Below are 16003 nucleotides of genomic sequence, written 5' to 3' on the forward strand. Positions count from 1 at the left end.
ACAATCAACGACGCCACTCAGCCATTGGAGGTAAACCCCCGATCAGCCGACTGTCACCAACCTGACTGCCGAGTACATCTAGGCCCCCCGTCAGATTCCTTCGGTGCGGCCAAGGCCGGGGCCGGTCCACAACAGCTCCACGCTGCGTTGCGGCGGCGCCTCGTCGGGCGGGACGAGCGGAGCCGAAACCGGCTGTTTCTTCCTCAGCAAGCCGATCCACCGGCCGAATACGGATTGGTCCATCGGTGAATCATCGGCCGTCGCGCGCCGGGCCGCGCACCGTTGTCCACAGGCATCAGCTCTGCTCGCGCACCGCGAGTACGGCGAGCGAATGCCCTTGGAGCACCGTCTTGTCGGCTTCGACCACGGGCTCGCCCCACGCCAGCACCACGTCACCCGCGACGGGCACCGTCACCGCCTCGGGGCCGAGGTTGCACACGATGCGCAACCGGCCGCGTGCCACGCTGATCCAGCGTTGCTCCTCGTCGAAGTCGACCGCGAGATGCGCCAGCCACGGATCGGCGAGGTCGGGGTCGTGGCGCCGCAACGCGATCAGGTCGCGGTAGAACCGGTGCAGTCGGCCGTGCTCGCCGGAGTCCACCTCGGCCCAGTCGAGTTTCGAGCGTTCGAACGTCTGCGGATCCTGGGGATCGGGGATCTCGTCGGCGTCCCAGCCGTGTTCGGCGAACTCGGCCTTGCGCCCCTCCGCGGTGGCCTTGGCCAGTTCGGGCTCGGGATGCGAGCTGAAGAACTGGAACGGAGTCGACGCCGCATACTCCTCGCCCATGAAAAGCATTGCGGTGAACGGCGTTCCGAGCGCGAGCGCGGCCTTGATCGCCAGCTGGCCGCCGGAGAGGTTCTGCGACGGGCGGTCCCCGAGCGCCCGGTTGCCGACCTGGTCATGGGTGCAGGTGTACGCGACCAGCCGGGTGCCGGGGATTCCTGACTCCGCGGTGGTGTCCAAGGGGCGGCCGTGGCGGCGGCGCCGGAACGACGAATAGGTGGCGGCGTGAAAATAGCCGTGGCGCAGGGTTTGCGCCAGGGTGGCCAGGCTGCCGAAGTCGGCGTAGTAGCCCTGGCGCTCGCCGGACACCGCGGTGTGGATGGCGTGGTGGATGTCGTCGGCCCATTGCGCCGTCAGGCCGTAACCGCCCCGGTCGCGCGCGGTGATCAGCCGCGGGTCATTCAGATCGCTCTCGGCGATCAGCGACAGCGGACGGCCCAGCTGTCTTGACAGCCAATCGGTTTCGGTCGCGAGCTCCTCGAGGATGTGGATGGCCGTCGTGTCCACCAGGGCGTGCACGGCGTCCAGGCGCAGCCCGTCGGCGTGGAAGTCACGCATCCAGCGCAGCGCGCACCCGATGATGTAACGCCGGACCTCGTCGGAGTCGGCGTCGGCGATGTTGATGCCTTCGCCCCACGGGTTGCTCGCCGACGACAGGTATGGGCCGAACTTGGGCAGGTAGTTGCCGGACGGGCCGAGGTGGTTGAACACCGCGTCGATCAGGACGCCCAGGCCCCGCGCGTGACAGGCGTCGACGAACCGCACCAGGGCGTCGGGGCCGCCGTAGGGCTCGTGCACGCTGTACCACAGCACGCCGTCGTAACCCCAGCCATGCGTTCCGGCAAAGGAATTCACCGGCATCAGCTCGACGAAGTCGACGCCGAGATCCACCAGGTAGTCGAGCTTCTCAATGGCCGAGTCGAGGGTCCCCGCGGGGGTGAAGGTGCCGAGGTGCAATTCGTAGATCACCGCACCGTCGACCGGCCGCCCCTGCCACTCGGCGTCGGTCCAGGCGGCGCTCGCCGGGTCCCACAGCTGCGAGCGGGCGTGCACGCCGTCGGGCTGGCGGGGCGAACGCGGGTCGGGCAGCACCGTGGGATCGTCGTCGAGCAGGAACCCGTAGCGGGCGTCCGCGGCCGAGTCCACCGACGCATGCCACCAGCCGTCGTCGGCGCGCGTCATCGGGTGCACCTGGCCCTCGACGTCGAGCCGGACCCGCTCCGGTTTGGGTGCCCAGACGCGGAATTCAGTCATGGTGGCGCTCCAGCAGCACGACGGGCAGCTCGGCGAACAACTGGGCCGCCGCCGTCGGCCCGTCCGCGATGACACCGGTGAGCGCGTCTTTCCAGGTGCCCTCCGGCAGCGCCAGCACGGTGTTGCCCCAACCGGTTTCGGTCAGGCGCACCGTCCAACGGGTCACCGCGACCACGATGTCCTCACCGCGGCGGAAGGCCAGCACGTGATCGGCGGCGTCGCCGTCGGCCAGCACGGGAACGTAGTCGCCGCGCAGGAAGGTGTCCGGGTGGGCGCGTCGCACCCGAAGCGCGGTGGTGACCACCCGAATCTTGGGATGCTCCAAGGCCTTCAGCGCGGCGCGGCGGGCGGCGTAGTCGACGGCCCGGCGATTGTCCGGATCTACCAGGCTGTCGTCCCACAGCTCGGTGCCCTGGTAGACGTCGGGTATCCCCGGGACGGTCAGGGCGAGCAGCTTCTGGCCCAGCGCGTCGCTGGAGGCATGCGGGTTGAGCTGGGCGACGAGCTCGGTCAGCTGGCCCGCCACCGGGCCGTCGAACACACCGTCCAGCCACCGGTGCACCGCGTCCTCGAACTCGGTGTCCGGATCGTTCCAGGAGGTATGCCACGCCGCCTCCCGGATGGCCTTCTCGGCGTAGTTGTGCAGCCGCTCGCGCAGCTCGGTACTCACTTCGCCGCTGACCGGCCAGACGCCGAAGATGTTCTGTAGCAGGAACTGTCCGGTGGCCGGGTCGGGGGAGGGTGCCTCGACCTCCCAGCGGGCGACGAACTCCGTCCACAGCGACGGCACCTGCGAGAGCACCCCGATCCTGGCCCGCACGTCCTCGCCGCGCTTGGTGTCGTGGGTGGTCAGCGTCGTCATGGTGTGCGGCCACAGGCGGATGCGGGTGGCCGCGCGCTGGTGGAACTCGGCCGCGCCGACACCGAAGCGATGCGGCTCACCACCGACCTCGTTGAGCGACACCAACCGCGCGTCACGGTAGAAGTAGCAGTCCTCGGTCGCTTTGGCGGTCACCGCACCGCAGAGTTGCTGCAGCCGGGTGGCCGGCTCGCCGCCCCGGGCCAGCGCGGCGGCGAGCACCTGCAGGGCCGGCCCCAATTCCGGTGACTGCGCCTGCGTTTCGTCCAGCGCTGTGGGCATGATCGCGGACAGCCCGGGGTAGTCGCAGCGGTAGACCCCGATATGGGTGAGCAGCGCCGCGACCGCTTCGGGCAGCTGCGGGTGGTCCGCGCCGGCCGCCGCCACGATGGCGCGGCGCAGGCGGCGCAATTCGCTCGCGAGCGTATCGGTGGCCGCGCGAAACTTCAGGTCCGCCAACATCTCCGGCGTGGAGCCGTAATCCAGCCCCGCCGATTCGACGAGTTCGGTGAGCGCGGGCGCGCCGCTGGGGTCGACGAAGACCCCGCCGATCTCCCGCAGCACGTCGTACCCGGTGGTGCCCCCGATGGGCAGCGTGGGTTCGAGCGCCTCGTCGACCGCCAGGATCTTCTCGATCACGATCCAGGTTTGCGGCCCAACCGATTCGCGCAACCACGCGAGGTAGCCGCAGGGGTCGGACAGCCCGTCGGGATGGTCGATGCGCACACCGTCGACGAGGCCCTCGGCGGCCCACCGGGCGACCTCGGCGTGGGTGGCGTCGAACACGGCGCGGTCTTCCTGGCGCAGCCCGGCCAGGGAGGTGATCGAGAAGAAGCGCCGGTAGCCGCACACGCCGTTGCGCCAGCCCACCAGCCGGTAGTGCTGGCGGTCGTGCACCTCGGGCCCGGTGCCGTCGCCGGTGCCGGGCGCGATGGGCAGGGCCAGGTCACCGAGCCGCAGCAGGTCCCCGTCCACCTTCAGCTCGGCCGCGTCGTCGTCGGAACCCAGGATCGGCAGCACGATGCGGCCGTCCTCGTCGAGGTCCCAGTCGATGTCGAAATACGTTGCGTAGTCCGAAGACCGGCCGTTCCGCAACACGTCCCACCACCACGCGTTCTGTTGGGGCTGGTCGATCCCGACGTGATTGGGCACGATGTCGACGATCAGGCCGATGCCGCGCTGCCGCGCCGCGGCCGACAGCCGCTCCAGCCCTTCGCGACCACCCAGTTCGGGGGAGACGGTCGTCGGGTCGGTGACGTCGTAGCCGTGGTTCGACCCGGTGGCCGCGGTCATGATCGGGGACAGGTAGACGTGGGACACCCCGAGTTCGTCCAGGTAGTCCAGCAGGTTCTCCGCGTCGGCGAAGGTGAACGCGAACCCGCTGGCCTCACCGCGCAGCTGCAACCGGTAGGTCGAAAGTATTGGAAAGGGCATGCGTCACATGGTCTTACGTAAAACCAGAAGGGAACGCCCGGGCAGCGAGACCTTCTCTTCGGCATTCACCACCTGGTCGGCGTCACCCGTCGGGTGGTTGGTGTCCAGTTCCACGGTCCACTCCTGCGCATAGTCGTCGTTCGGCATCACGAACTCCACGGGTTCTTCGCCGGCGTTGAAGCACAACAGGAACGAGTCATCGACGACCCGTTCGCCGCGCGCGTTGGGCGCGGTAATGGCCTCACCGTTGAGGAACACCGCCACACATTTGTGAATGCTTTCGCCCCAGTCCTCGTGCGTCATCTCTCGGCTGCTCGGGTTCAGCCAGGCGATGTCGCGCACCTCGTCGCCGCTGCGGATCGGCTCGCCCTCGAAGAACCGGCGCCGACGGAACACCGGATGGGTCTTGCGCAACGTGGTCACCTTGCGCGCGAAGGCCAGCAGGTCGGAGTTCTTGTCGACCAATGACCAATCCATCCAAGACAATTCGGAGTCCTGGCAGTACACGTTGTTGTTGCCGTTCTGGGTGCGGCCGAGTTCGTCGCCGTGCGCGATCATCGGCGTGCCCTGGCTGAGCATCAGCGTCGCCCAGAAGTTGCGCATCTGGCGACGGCGCAGCGCCAAGATGTCCGGGTCGTCGGTGGGCCCCTCGACGCCGCAGTTCCAGGAGCGGTTGTGGCTTTCGCCGTCCCGGTTGTCCTCGCCGTTGGCCAGGTTGTGTTTCTCGTTGTAGGAGACCAGGTCGTTGAGCGTGAACCCGTCGTGGGCGGTGACGAAGTTGATGCTGGCGCTGGGGCGCCGGCCGGTCGCCTCGTAGAGGTCCGACGACCCGGTCAGCCGGGACGCGAACTCGCCTAGGGTCGCGGGCTCGCCCCGCCAGTAGTCACGCACAGTATCGCGATACTTCCCGTTCCACTCGGTCCACAAACCCGGGAAATTTCCGACTTGGTAGCCACCCTCGCCGACGTCCCACGGTTCGGCGATCAATTTGACCTGGCTGACGATCGGATCCTGCTGTACCAGGTCGAAGAACGCGCTCAGTCGATCGACGTCGTGCAGCTCGCGGGCCAGCGTGGCGGCGAGGTCGAAACGAAAGCCGTCGACGTGCATCTCGGTCACCCAGTAGCGCAGCGAGTCCATGATGAGCTGCAGCACGTGCGGGTGACGGGGGTTGAGGCTGTTGCCCGTGCCGGTGTAGTCCTTGTACAGCCGCAGGTCGGTGTCGACGAGCCGGTAGTAGGCCGCGTTGTCGATGCCGCGGAAATTGATGGTCGGCCCGAGGTGGTTGCCCTCGGCGGTGTGGTTGTACACCACGTCGAGGATCACCTCGATGTTGGCCTCGTGCAGGCTGCGGACCATCGATTTGAACTCGGCGACGCTGGAGGTGCGATTGGCCGCGTACTGGTTGTGCGGAGCGAAGAACCCGAAAGTGTTGTAGCCCCAGTAGTTTCGCAAGCCAAGGTCCAGCAGCCTCGAGTCGTGCATGAACTGGTGCACCGGCATCAGCTCCAGCGCGGTGACGTTGAGCGACTTCAGATAGTCGATGATCACCGGGTGCGCCAGCCCGGCGTAGGTGCCGCGCAGTTCGGGCGGGATGCCCGGGTGGGTTTGCGTCATTCCCTTCACGTGGGCCTCGTAGATGACCGTCTCGTGGTACGGGGTGAGCGGCGAACGGTCCGAGCCCCAGTCGAAGAAGGGATTGCTCACCACGCTGGTCATGGTGTGGCCCAGCGAGTCGACCATCGGCGGCGTCCCGGGGTCGGCGTCGTCACCGTCGGGATGCACGGCCTTCAGGTCGTAGGAGAACAGCGCCTGCCCGAAGTTGAAATCCCCGTGGAAGGCCTTGCCGTAAGGGTCGAGCAGCAGCTTGCTCGGGTCGCACCGGTGCCCGGCCGCCGGGTCGAAGGGGCCGTAGACCCGGAATCCGTAGCGCTGGCCCGGGGAGATGTTGGGCAGATAGGCGTGCCACACGTAGCCGTCGACCTCGTCGAGGGGAATCCGTGACTCGGCCCCGGCGTCGTCGATCAGGCACAGCTCGACCTTCTCGGCGATCTCGGAGAACAACGAAAAGTTCGTCCCCGCGCCGTCATAGGAGGCGCCAAGGGGATACGGGTTCCCCGGCCAGACGGTCGCCAGTTTCGGTTGTCGGTTACCAGGTACGCCTGCTTCTGAAGCGTGATTGTCGGTCGGCACCATCTGACCTTATCCGCGAGCGGGGCCCCGGGGCGCGTCACCACCAACCGGTGTTGGCGGCGATCTGACGGCCCAATTCGCCCACCATGGTCCGCACGTAAGTGGGGGTCAGGTGGTGGGCGCCGTGGTAGATCAGCACGTTTCCCTCGACCGGCCGGCACACGTCGGCGCGGCAGATCGCGTCGGACATGTCGAGCACCTTCAGCAGCGGGAATTGTGTGACGAAGTCGAGGGTCTGATTGCGGTCGGACAGCGCGTCGGAACGCTTGATCGCGCACGACTGGGGGCTTCCACCCTTCTTGGCCAGGCAATCCGCCGGGTCGAACGGCTGGCCGTTCTTGACCAGCCATGGGGTGTCGCGCATGCCGAGGATCGGAATGTTGTTGTCCGAGAACCGCTGCCAGATTCCGATGTAGGTCGCCGGCATCACGTCGCCGGGCTTGATGTTCCACGGCCGGGTCGTGGTGGTGAACACGTAGTCGGGACGGTCGGCGATCAACCGGTCCATTGTCTGTTCCACCCACTCCCGGCACTGCGGGTAGGCGGCGTTGTTGCCCATGATCAACGGGACTTCCTCGGTGGACAACGGGCAGCCCATCTTGAGGTACGTCACCACTTTGAAGTGATGCATCTTGCCGAGCACGTCGAGTGCGGGCAGCCAGTGTTCGGCGTGGGACCCGCCCGCCAGCGCGATCGTGCGGTCGCCGGCCACGTCGCCGTAGGTGCAGGCAACCACCGCCGGGTTGACGAAGTCGCTGATGCAACCGTCCCGGGTGGAGACCGGCAGATCCTCCTTGACCTCCAGCACGCTGGGGCGCATGGGCAACGCGGGCACCCGCACGCGTTCGGTCAGGGCGCGCGCGCCCGGGTAGTCCTGCGGGTTGAGCACGCTGAGCTCCTTGCCCGCGGCCCGCAGGACGGTGACGTGCTGGCGCCACGTGAACGACGTCGCGGTGAGCGTGACGCCGAGCAGCACGATCGCCGTCCCCAGCGCCATCGTCGGCCTGGGCAGGCGCGCCAGCCACGCGGGCGCGGGCGCCGGTGACTTCCCGGCGGTCCGGTAGCGCAGGGGGTCCTCGACGAGCCGGGTGGTCAGGTAGGCCAGCAACCCGGAGACGAGCAACACGGCGGCGCCTTCGACGAAGTCGGCGTGCCGGTGACCGCTGAACGAGAGCCAGAAGATCAGGAGCGGCCAGTGCCACAGGTAGAGGGAATACGCCATCGCGCCCAGCGCGACCAGCGGCCCGGCCGCCAGCAGGCGATTCGGCAGCGGCAGCCGGTCGGTGGCACCGGGGTCGCCTTGCAGGTTGGCCCCCGCCAGGATCATCAGCATGGTGGCCCCGACGGGCACCAGGGCCCACGGACCGGGGAATTCCTTGACGCCGTCGATCAGCGCCCCGCACGAGACGATCGCCGCCAGCGCCAGGGTGGCCACGGCCGTTCGCAACCACATCGGCCAGCGGATGGCCGGCACCAGCGCACCGACCAGCGCGCCGAGTAACAACTCCCAGCCGCGCGCGAAGCTGTTGTAGTAGGCGGCCGCCTGGTCGTCCTGATGCGCGACGATCGCGTAGACGAACGACGCCACCGTCAGCGCCGTCAGCAGCACCAGGAACAGGGTGCGCAGCCGGGGGCCCAGCGGTCGCCCGAACAGGTATGCGCACGCGGCGATCACCAGCAGGAAGCCGACGTAGAACTGGCCCTGCACCGACATGGACCAGATGTGCTGCAGGGGGCTGACGGCCTCGCCCGCGCGCAGGTAGTCCGACGCTGAGTTGGCGAGTTCCCAGTTCTGGTAGTAGCCGAGGCTGGCCAGGCTTTGGTCGGCGAAGGTCTCCCACCGCGTCTCGGGTTGCACCAGGATGGTCAACACCGCGCAGCCGGCCAGCACCACGACCAGGGCGGGCACCAGGCGGCGCACGAGCCGGACCACCTCCGCCACCGGGGACAGGGTGACGGCGGGATTCAGTGCCGCGCGGATGATCTTGCCGCCGAAGAAGAATCCGGACAGGGCCAAGAACACGTCGACGCCGCCGGAGACCCGGCCGAACCAGATGTGGAAGACGGCCACCAGCGCGATGGCGATGCCGCGCAGGCCGTCGAGGTCATAGCGATAGAACCCCGGATTGCGCGCTGCCGTACCCGCCGGTTCCGCGGTCGCGACCGGTTGGGGAGACGGGGACAGGGTCGGCATGATCGACCGCTAATTTACCGAAAACCGCCACCCGCTCCGGTTTAGGAGCAGGTGGCGGCGCTCGAGCGTCCCCCGAAGGGCGGGGAAATTACCGGGCGGTGCCGGCGGCGGGCGGGAGGAACGGCGATTGCTGCGGCGGCAGCAGCTGCACCGGTGCCTGCGGCATCGGAAGTTGCTGAGTGGGCAGCTGCTGGACCGGCGCCTGCTGCACCGGCATCCGCTGCACCGGCGCCTGCTGCAGCGGGGCCTGCGGTAGCGGGGCTTGCTGCACCGGCGCTTGCTGCAACGGGAGCTGCCCGGACTGCTGCTGCAGCGGGGCCTGCTGCACGGGCGCCTGTTGCGTCGGCAGTTGCTGCAGCGGCGGTTGCTGCAATGGGGTTTGCTGCACCGGGGCTTGCTGCGTCGGGAGTTGCTGCGCCGGTGGCTGCTGCACCGGGGCTTGCTGCGCCGGGACCTGCGTGGGAGCCTGCTGCGGCAGCTGCTGGACCGGCGCCGGCTGAACCCCGAGGACGCGGACCAGGTAGGGGGCCATGCCGTTGGCGCGCACCGGCGACACCTGGACGACGTCGCCCACCTCGAGCATCTGGTTGTTACCCAGGTACATCGCGACGCTCTGCGTGCCCTCGGGACCGTAGAAGATCATGTCGCCCTTTTGCGCCTGCTGCGGCAGCACCTTCTGGCCGACCTTGTAGATCGCCCCGGACGAGCGCGGCAGCTTGATGCCGGCGCCGGCGTACGCGTACTGCATCAGGCCCGACGCGTCGAAGCCGACGGTGTTGATGCCCGTCCCGGTGCCGCGGGTCGGTCCGTTGATCCCGCCGCCGGCCCAGGAGAACGGCACGCCGCGCTGCGACAGCCCGCGCGCGATCACCACGTCGGCGGCCTGCTGATAGTCCATCGGCCGGATGCCCGGGTCGGCGGAAGCGACCACGGGCGCGGCCATCGGCGCCGCCAGGATCGCCAAACCGATCGCGAAGGCGTAGATGCGTTTCATTGTCTTGGCCTCTCAGGGGCTCACTGGCCTCAGCGCGGTGACTTCACGCGTCCGCCGCCGATCCATGACTGGGCGACAGCCTCCCCGTTGGGACCGACGCCGCTGCATGACACTTGCGGATGTGAACAGCGGTCCTGTTTCACATCAGTCACTGCAGCCACTCTGACAACAGAAGTTGTTAGCCGCCAGGGCCCGGCGGGATTTTTTGTCGTAACGTGACCGGACGGTGACTGGGCGGCCCAAATCCTGGTGCGCAGTTGTGATTTCGGTCTCAGTCGGGCGGGCGTCGCCCGCGCCGCTAAGCCGGCGCGGCTACGCCCAATAGCGTTCGCTGAAGACCGTGAGCAGCGAACCGACGACGGCGCTGAGCAAGGTCAGCGTGAGGGCCAGGACCGGCCAGAAGGACATGTACCAGCCCTTCAGCAGCGACACGATCGGGCCGAGGACCGCGGCGGCGATCGCGGCCCCGATGCCGCCCCACACGATCGGGCGGATGTAGTAATCGACGCCGAACGGCACCGGCCCGCACGTCTCGTCGGCGCATACGTGCTCGAGGAAGCCGAAGAGCCGGTCCGGCCACGCCGTCGCGGTGGCCAGAACGAGGAGCAGGGCCAGCAGCGCGACGGTGCAGGCGACGTCCCACGGCGCCAGCCGCACCCGGATCACCCGCGGCGCTTCGTCGTCGTAATTGGCCAGCAGCGAATGCGTCGTCGCGGTCGAAGGGGTGCCCGCAGCGGGTTCACCGGGCGTGTTCGGCGTAGCCATCAAACCCCATGCTCCCCGATGGGCGGCCGTTATGCGACTTGGCTGCTTTACCCTCGATCACTATGCCCGCGGCGAGCGCCGGGTTGACCCCCGAGCAGATCAGCGCGATCGACGCCGCGCACCTGTGGCACCCGTACAGCACCATCGGCAGCGAAGCCGTCGCGCCGGTGGTCGCGGTCGCCGCGCGGGGCGCCGTCCTGACGCTGATCCGGGACGGCGAGCCGATCGAGGCGCTCGACGCGATGAGCTCGTGGTGGACCGCGATCCACGGGCACGGCCACCCTGTGCTGGACGCGGCGCTGACCGCGCAGCTGGGCGTCATGAACCACGTGATGTTCGGCGGGCTCACCCACGAGCCGGCCGCCCGGCTGGCGCAGTTGCTGGTGGACATCACCCCGGCCGGCTTGGACACCGTCTTCTTCAGCGACTCCGGATCGGTGTCCGTCGAGGTCGCGGTCAAGATGGCGCTGCAGTACTGGCGCAGCCGGGGTCGGCCCGACAAGCACCGGCTGATGACGTGGCGGGGCGGCTACCACGGCGACACCTTCACACCGATGAGCGTCTGCGATCCCGACGGCGGCATGCACAACCTGTGGACCGACATCCTGGCCCGCCAGGTGTTCGCCCCGCAGGTCCCGCGCGACTACGACCCCGCCTACAGTGCGGCGTTCGAGCAGCAGCTCGCCGAGCACGCCGGCGAACTGGCGGCCGTCATCGTCGAACCGGTGGTGCAGGGCGCGGGCGGGATGCGCTTCCACGACCCCCGCTACCTGCGCGACCTGCGCGAGTTGTGCCGCCGGCACGACGTGCTGCTGATCTTCGACGAGATCGCCACCGGCTTCGGCCGCACCGGCGAGCTGTTCGCGGCCGACCACGCCGGGGTGAGCCCGGACATCATGTGCGTGGGCAAGGCGTTGACCGGCGGGTACGTCACCCTGGCGGCCACGCTGTGCAGCACCGACATCGCGCACACCATCAGCGCCGGCGAGGCCGGCGCGCTGATGCACGGGCCCACCTTCATGGCCAACCCGCTGGCCTGCGCGGTTTCGGTGGCCAGCGTCGAGCTGCTGCTCGACCAAGACTGGCGCGCGCGGGTCACCGAGATCGCCGCCGGCCTGGCCGACGGGCTCGAGCCCGCCCGGGCGCTGCCCGGCGTCATCGACGTGCGGGTGTGCGGCGGGATCGGCGTCATCGAGTGCGCCCGCCCGGTCGACCTGGCCGTCGCCACCCCGGCGGCCCTGGACCGCGGCGTCTGGCTGCGCCCCTTCCGCAACCTGATCTACGCGATGCCGCCCTACGTCTGCCCGCCGGATGAGATCGCCCGGATCACCTCGGCGATGGTCGACGTCGCGCGGCTCGTAGCCTGACGGCGCCGACCCGCAGCGCCCGGCAACGCCGCGCTCGCGGTCGCCACTGGGCTGACGGTGCCGACCCGCAGCGCCCGGCAACGCCGCGCTCGCGGTCGCCACTAGGCTGATCCCCGATGAGGGCACCGATCGAGACTTCCCCGCTGGCCTGGCTGGAGGCGGTGGAGAAGCAGCGCCGCGAGGCCGGCCTGCGTCGCTCGCTGCGGCCCCGCCCGCCCGTCGCCACCGAGCTCGATCTGGCGTCCAACGACTATCTGGGCCTGTCCCAGCATCCCGACGTGATCGAGGGCGGCGTGGCCGCGCTGCGCATGTGGGGCGCCGGGGCCACCGGATCCCGGCTGGTCACCGGCGACACCGAACTGCACCAGCAATTCGAGTCCGAGCTCGCCGAATACGTCGGCGTCTCGGCGGGCCTGCTGTTCTCGTCCGGGTACGCGGCCAACCTGGGCGCCGTCGTCGGCCTGTCGGGCCGGGGCTCGCTGCTGGTGTCCGACGCCCTCTCGCACGCATCGCTGGTCGACGCCTGCCGGCTGTCGCGGGCCCGGGTGGTGGTCACGCCGCACCGCGACGTCGACGCCGTGGAGGCCGCCCTCGGCGCCCGCGACGAGGAGCGCGCCGTCGTCATCACCGAGTCGGTGTTCAGCGCCGACGGCGCCCTGGCGCCGCTGCGCGAGCTGCACGAGACCTGCCGCCGCCACCGCGCGTTGCTGATCGTCGACGAGGCCCACGGCCTGGGGGTACGCGGTGGCGGTCGCGGGTTGCTGCACGAACTCGGGCTGGCGGGCGCGTCCGACGTGGTGATGACCACGACCCTGTCCAAGGCGCTGGGCAGCCAGGGCGGCGTGGTGCTCGGACCGGCCGCGGTGCGGGCGCACCTGATCGACGCGGCGCGGACGTTCATCTTCGACACCGGCCTGGCTCCCGCCGCCGTGGGCGCCGCGCGCGCCGCACTGACCGTGCTGCGGGCCGAGCCATGGCGACCCGAGGCGGTGTTGCGGCATGCCCGCGCCCTGGCCGAGGCGTGCGACGTTCCCGACGCCCCGCAGTCTGCGGTGGTGTCGGTGATCCTGGGCGACCCGGAGGTGGCGCTTGCGGCCGCGACCGCCTGCCTGGACGCCGGCGTGAGGGTGGGCTGCTTCCGGCCCCCGACGGTGCCCGCCGGGACGTCGCGGCTGCGGCTGACCGCGCGCGCGTCGCTGGACGCGGCCGAACTCGGGATCGCCCGTCGGGTGCTCACCGACGTCCTCGCTGCGACGCGCCCTTGACCGTCCTGGTCGTCACCGGAACGGGCACCGGGGTCGGCAAGACCGTCGTCACCGCGGCCCTGGCCTGCCACGCCCGCCGGGCCGGCATCGACGTGGCGGTCTGCAAACCGGTTCAGACCGGCACCGACGCGGGCGACGACGACCTCGCCGAGGTCGCCCGGCTGTCCGGCGCGACCGAGCTGGCCGGGCTCGCCCGCTATCCCCAACCGCTGGCGCCGGCCGCCGCGGCCGAACTGGCCGGCGCCGCGCTGCCCACCGGCGACCAGCTGCTGCGGCTCATCGCCGGGCTTGACCGCCCGGGGCGGCTGACGCTGGTGGAAGGCGCCGGCGGGCTGCTGGTCGAACTCGCCGCCGGCGGCGTCACCCTGCGTGACCTCGCCGTCGAGCTGGGCGCCGCGGCGCTGGTCGCGGTCAGCGCGGAACTGGGCACCCTCAACCACACCGCGCTCACTCTGGAAGCGCTTGCCGCGCAAGGTGTTTCGTGTGCGGGGCTGGTCATCGGCAGCTGGCCGTCCCGGCCGGGGCCGGCGGAGACTTCGAACCGCGTCGCCCTGAACCGGCTGGGTCCGGTGCGGGCCGCCCTGCCGGCGGGAGCCGGGGCGATGGGCGCGGCGCAGTTCGCGGACATGAGCGCGGCGGCGTTCGACCGCGACTGGGTCACCGCGCTGGTGCGCTGATGGTGCATTCGATCGAGCTGCTGTTCGACGGCGAGACCGAGGCGACGATCCGTGGGCTATGGGATGCATTGGCGGGCGCCGGGATTCAAAGCCAATCGCCGGCCGGGCGGCCGCACGTCACGCTCGCGGTGGCCGACCGCATCGCCGAGGAGGCCGACGCCGCGCTGCGGCCCCTCACCGAGCGGCTGCCACTGCGCTGCGCCGTCGGCGCGTCATTGCTGCTCGGACGGTCCAACGCGATCCTGGCCCGGCTGATCGTGCCGACGGCCGAACTGCTCGGCTTTCACGCGGAAGTGCACCGGCTGTGCGGCGAGTACCTGGCCCCGGCGCCGGCCCCCACCAGCCTGCCCGGCCAGTGGACGCCGCACGTCACGCTGGCCCGCCGCGTCGGCGGGCCGGCGCTGAGCCGCGCGCTGCGCATCGCGGGGCGGCCCGCCCTCCTCGAGGGCAGCTTCGCCGCCCTGCGGCACTGGAACGGCGAGAAGAAGGTCGACTACCTGATCGGCTAACCGCCGAACAGCAGGTACAGGCCGGTAAACGTGTACCCGACCATGACCAGCATCATCGTCAGCTGGCCGGTGAGCTGGTGGCCGCGGGGAAGCAGCCGTAGCGCCCTGTCGTGGGCGGCGATCACCGCCAGGATGTGGCCGGTCACCACGCACGCCACCTTGATCCCGGCCAGCACCGGCGGATGGGTGGACAGCACGTAGGCGACCTGCTGATGCGCCAGCCCCAGCACGTTCCAGCCGCGGCCGAAGGGGTCGGCCAACGCGAACACGGCCTGCTGCCCGCGCTCGACGAGGTAGGTCAGGTAGTGGGCGAAGATGTAGCCCACCACGATGGGGATCAGGGAATGCGCCATCTGCCCGGGCAGGGCGCGGCGCTGGTCGCGATCCACGCCGCCCGTCGCTCGTGCGGCAAGCGAAAACGTCACGGCGACAACGGAAATGAATACGATCAGGCCGAGCGTCCGCAGCAGCGACGACGCCGCCGCCGGCGGCAGGCCCATGGGGGAGAGCCCATCGGCGAAACCGCGCCACGTCGGCGACGACGAGAAGCTGTCGAACGCGGTGGACCCGAGCAGCACCGCGAGCAGCACCACCACGCCGGGCCGCACCGGCAGCGACGGCAAATGGTCGAGCGGGTTGCCCACCACGATTCGCCCACTGTCCGCGTTGCGGCGAAACGGCGACAGGCGCGAAACGGCCATGCTGTACACCCCGAAGGGGTCGGCCCGGGCCAGCCAGCGCTGGCCGCTCAACCAGGCGCCCACCAGCATGGCCGCGGCGTAGACGGCCAGCCACGCCCGCACCCACGGCAGCGACGCCGGGTTCGGGCTGGCCAGTTCCATCCAGACGAACGCGAACAGGCCAAGGGCGGCCGGGCGGTAGCCCCACCCTTCGGGGTAGGACAGCCGCGGGGAGTGCAGGCGCTGCGGCGTGGCGCGGCGGAGCAGCAGATAGACGGTCCGCATCGGCGAGACGACCCGCCAGAACGGCCCGATCAGCAGCGACAGCGCCACCAGGCCGACCCACAGCAGGACGTAGAACACGCCGAGCAAGGCGTTGGCCTCCGACCGCGGGCCCCACACCCCGGCCGCCACCGCCCACGCCGCGAGGATCAGGCCGAGCGCGGCCGCCGTCCACCGCGTCGCCCGCGCGTCGACGACCGCGGTCACCACCGCCGGCAGCGCACGGCCCGGCTTGCCGGGATCGAACCGGGGCCGCCGCCACGCGAAGGCGACCAGCGCGAAGGTGAACGTCAGCGCCCACGCCGCGCCGACCATCGCGTACATATACGGCACCGGAAGGTCGCCGGATCCGCCCAGCCCGTGCGCGAGGACCGCGCGGGCACTCACGGCTGGACTTGGATGGTCGCGATCGTGCGGTCCAGGTGGTGCAGCTCCACCTCGACGTTGCCGGGCACGTCGACGGCGAACTGGAAGGTTTGATTCGGCGCCGCGGCCACCGGGAACTTGTGGTCGGGCGTCGAGTGCACGTGCAGCTCGTCGGGGGCGTCACTGGTCACGCGCAGCGTGATCTGTTGGCGCACCTTGGCCTGCAGCGTGGCGTTGGTGGGGGTCACCTGCCCCTTGGCGATGGTGACGTCGACCGTCGGGCCGGCGGCGGCCGGGGACTGGTTCTGCGAACCCCCGCACGCGATCAGCGCGCACGAAAGGGCCGCCACCCATGCCGCGGCCAGGGCGCTACGCATCCC

12 protein-coding genes and 1 pseudogene are annotated in these 16003 nt (G+C 70.1%); 4 read left to right on the forward strand and 9 right to left on the reverse strand.

From position 1 onward, the window contains the following. Positions 1-90: 90 nt before the first annotated feature. The 7 genes and pseudogenes from A5681_RS27195 to A5681_RS18155 all read right to left on the reverse strand — a co-directional run bounded on the left by A5681_RS27195 (position 91) and on the right by A5681_RS18155 (position 10477). Entirely contained in the window at positions 91-243 is a 153-nt protein-coding gene (locus A5681_RS27195) for a hypothetical protein (protein ID WP_156738041.1), read from the reverse strand. 52 nt (positions 244-295) lie between these two features. Continuing rightward, on the reverse strand, positions 296-2038 hold the full coding sequence (gene treZ / locus A5681_RS18130) for a malto-oligosyltrehalose trehalohydrolase (protein ID WP_067277922.1): 1743 nt from the start codon (positions 2036-2038) through the stop codon (positions 296-298). Further along, positions 2031-4331: a malto-oligosyltrehalose synthase gene (treY, locus tag A5681_RS18135; protein WP_067277926.1), complete on the reverse strand. Its 2301-nt coding sequence runs from the start codon at positions 4329-4331 to the stop codon at positions 2031-2033. The genes treZ and treY overlap by 8 nt, the downstream gene beginning before the upstream one ends. A gap of 3 nt (positions 4332-4334) precedes the next feature. Then, positions 4335-6527 carry a glycogen debranching protein GlgX gene (gene glgX, locus A5681_RS18140; protein WP_067277929.1) on the reverse strand — a complete coding sequence of 731 codons (2193 nt, stop codon included), beginning with the start codon at positions 6525-6527 and terminating at the stop codon, positions 4335-4337. Positions 6528-6561: 34 nt separating this feature from the next. Beyond that, positions 6562-8718: an acyltransferase family protein gene (locus A5681_RS18145; protein ID WP_067277933.1), complete on the reverse strand. Its 2157-nt coding sequence runs from the start codon at positions 8716-8718 to the stop codon at positions 6562-6564. A 313-nt stretch (positions 8719-9031) separates the two neighbouring features. Further along, positions 9032-9712 (reverse strand): annotated as a pseudogene (gene ripD / locus A5681_RS18150) (NlpC/P60 family peptidoglycan-binding protein RipD); the annotation flags it as partial. A gap of 312 nt (positions 9713-10024) precedes the next feature. Then, positions 10025-10477, reverse strand: coding sequence for a hypothetical protein (locus A5681_RS18155; RefSeq protein ID WP_067277939.1), 453 nt, complete (start codon positions 10475-10477; stop codon positions 10025-10027). Positions 10478-10539: 62 nt separating this feature from the next. Between A5681_RS18155 and A5681_RS18160 the strand changes: the two genes are divergently transcribed. The 4 genes from A5681_RS18160 to A5681_RS18175 all read left to right on the forward strand — a co-directional run bounded on the left by A5681_RS18160 (position 10540) and on the right by A5681_RS18175 (position 14295). Next, positions 10540-11844 (forward strand): adenosylmethionine--8-amino-7-oxononanoate transaminase, encoded by a 1305-nt coding sequence (locus tag A5681_RS18160; protein WP_067277942.1) that lies wholly within the window; start codon positions 10540-10542, stop codon positions 11842-11844. Between the two features lie 116 nt (positions 11845-11960). Then, on the forward strand, positions 11961-13109 hold the full coding sequence (locus tag A5681_RS18165) for an 8-amino-7-oxononanoate synthase (RefSeq protein ID WP_067277944.1): 1149 nt from the start codon (positions 11961-11963) through the stop codon (positions 13107-13109). Beyond that, the gene (gene bioD / locus A5681_RS18170; protein ID WP_067277948.1) at positions 13106-13786 is read left to right on the forward strand and encodes a dethiobiotin synthase; all 681 of its coding nucleotides are present in this window, start codon (positions 13106-13108) and stop codon (positions 13784-13786) included. Before A5681_RS18165 ends, bioD begins: the two co-directional genes overlap by 4 nt. Further along, a complete protein-coding gene (locus tag A5681_RS18175; RefSeq protein WP_067277951.1) occupies positions 13786-14295 on the forward strand; it encodes a 2'-5' RNA ligase family protein in 510 nt (169 codons plus the stop codon). Before bioD ends, A5681_RS18175 begins: the two co-directional genes overlap by 1 nt. On the opposite strand, the gene A5681_RS18180 is transcribed toward A5681_RS18175, so the two are convergent. Together A5681_RS18180 and A5681_RS18185 are read right to left on the reverse strand one after the other, a co-directional pair. Continuing rightward, complete coding sequence (locus A5681_RS18180) at positions 14292-15581, reverse strand: hypothetical protein (protein WP_231996350.1); 1290 nt, start codon at positions 15579-15581, stop codon at positions 14292-14294. The genes A5681_RS18175 and A5681_RS18180 overlap by 4 nt on opposite strands. A 59-nt stretch (positions 15582-15640) precedes the next feature. Continuing rightward, positions 15641-16000, reverse strand: a complete 360-nt coding sequence (locus A5681_RS18185) for a hypothetical protein (RefSeq protein WP_419866336.1) — start codon at positions 15998-16000, stop codon at positions 15641-15643. Positions 16001-16003 lie beyond the last annotated feature (3 nt).

The organism is Mycobacterium scrofulaceum (assembly GCF_001667885.1).
Lineage (GTDB): Bacteria > Actinomycetota > Actinomycetes > Mycobacteriales > Mycobacteriaceae > Mycobacterium > Mycobacterium scrofulaceum_C.

Bases quoted from the DNA above. Each gene is read 5' to 3' on its own strand.
- A5681_RS18185 (WP_419866336.1), bottom strand. From the start codon at position 16,000: ATGCGTAGCGCCCTGGCCGCGGCATGGGTGGCGGCCCTTTCGTGCGCG.
- A5681_RS18180 (WP_231996350.1), bottom strand. From the start codon at position 15,581: ATGTACGCGATGGTCGGCGCGGCGTGGGCGCTGACGTTCACCTTCGCG.
- A5681_RS18145 (WP_067277933.1), bottom strand. From the start codon at position 8,718: ATGCCGACCCTGTCCCCGTCTCCCCAACCGGTCGCGACCGCGGAACCG.
- A5681_RS18155 (WP_067277939.1), bottom strand. From the start codon at position 10,477: ATGGCTACGCCGAACACGCCCGGTGAACCCGCTGCGGGCACCCCTTCG.
- glgX (WP_067277929.1), bottom strand. From the start codon at position 6,527: ATGGTGCCGACCGACAATCACGCTTCAGAAGCAGGCGTACCTGGTAAC.
- A5681_RS27195 (WP_156738041.1), bottom strand. From the start codon at position 243: ATGGACCAATCCGTATTCGGCCGGTGGATCGGCTTGCTGAGGAAGAAA.
- A5681_RS18160 (WP_067277942.1), top strand. From the start codon at position 10,540: ATGCCCGCGGCGAGCGCCGGGTTGACCCCCGAGCAGATCAGCGCGATC.
- treZ (WP_067277922.1), bottom strand. From the start codon at position 2,038: ATGACTGAATTCCGCGTCTGGGCACCCAAACCGGAGCGGGTCCGGCTC.
- treY (WP_067277926.1), bottom strand. From the start codon at position 4,331: ATGCCCTTTCCAATACTTTCGACCTACCGGTTGCAGCTGCGCGGTGAG.
- A5681_RS18175 (WP_067277951.1), top strand. From the start codon at position 13,786: ATGGTGCATTCGATCGAGCTGCTGTTCGACGGCGAGACCGAGGCGACG.
- A5681_RS18165 (WP_067277944.1), top strand. From the start codon at position 11,961: ATGAGGGCACCGATCGAGACTTCCCCGCTGGCCTGGCTGGAGGCGGTG.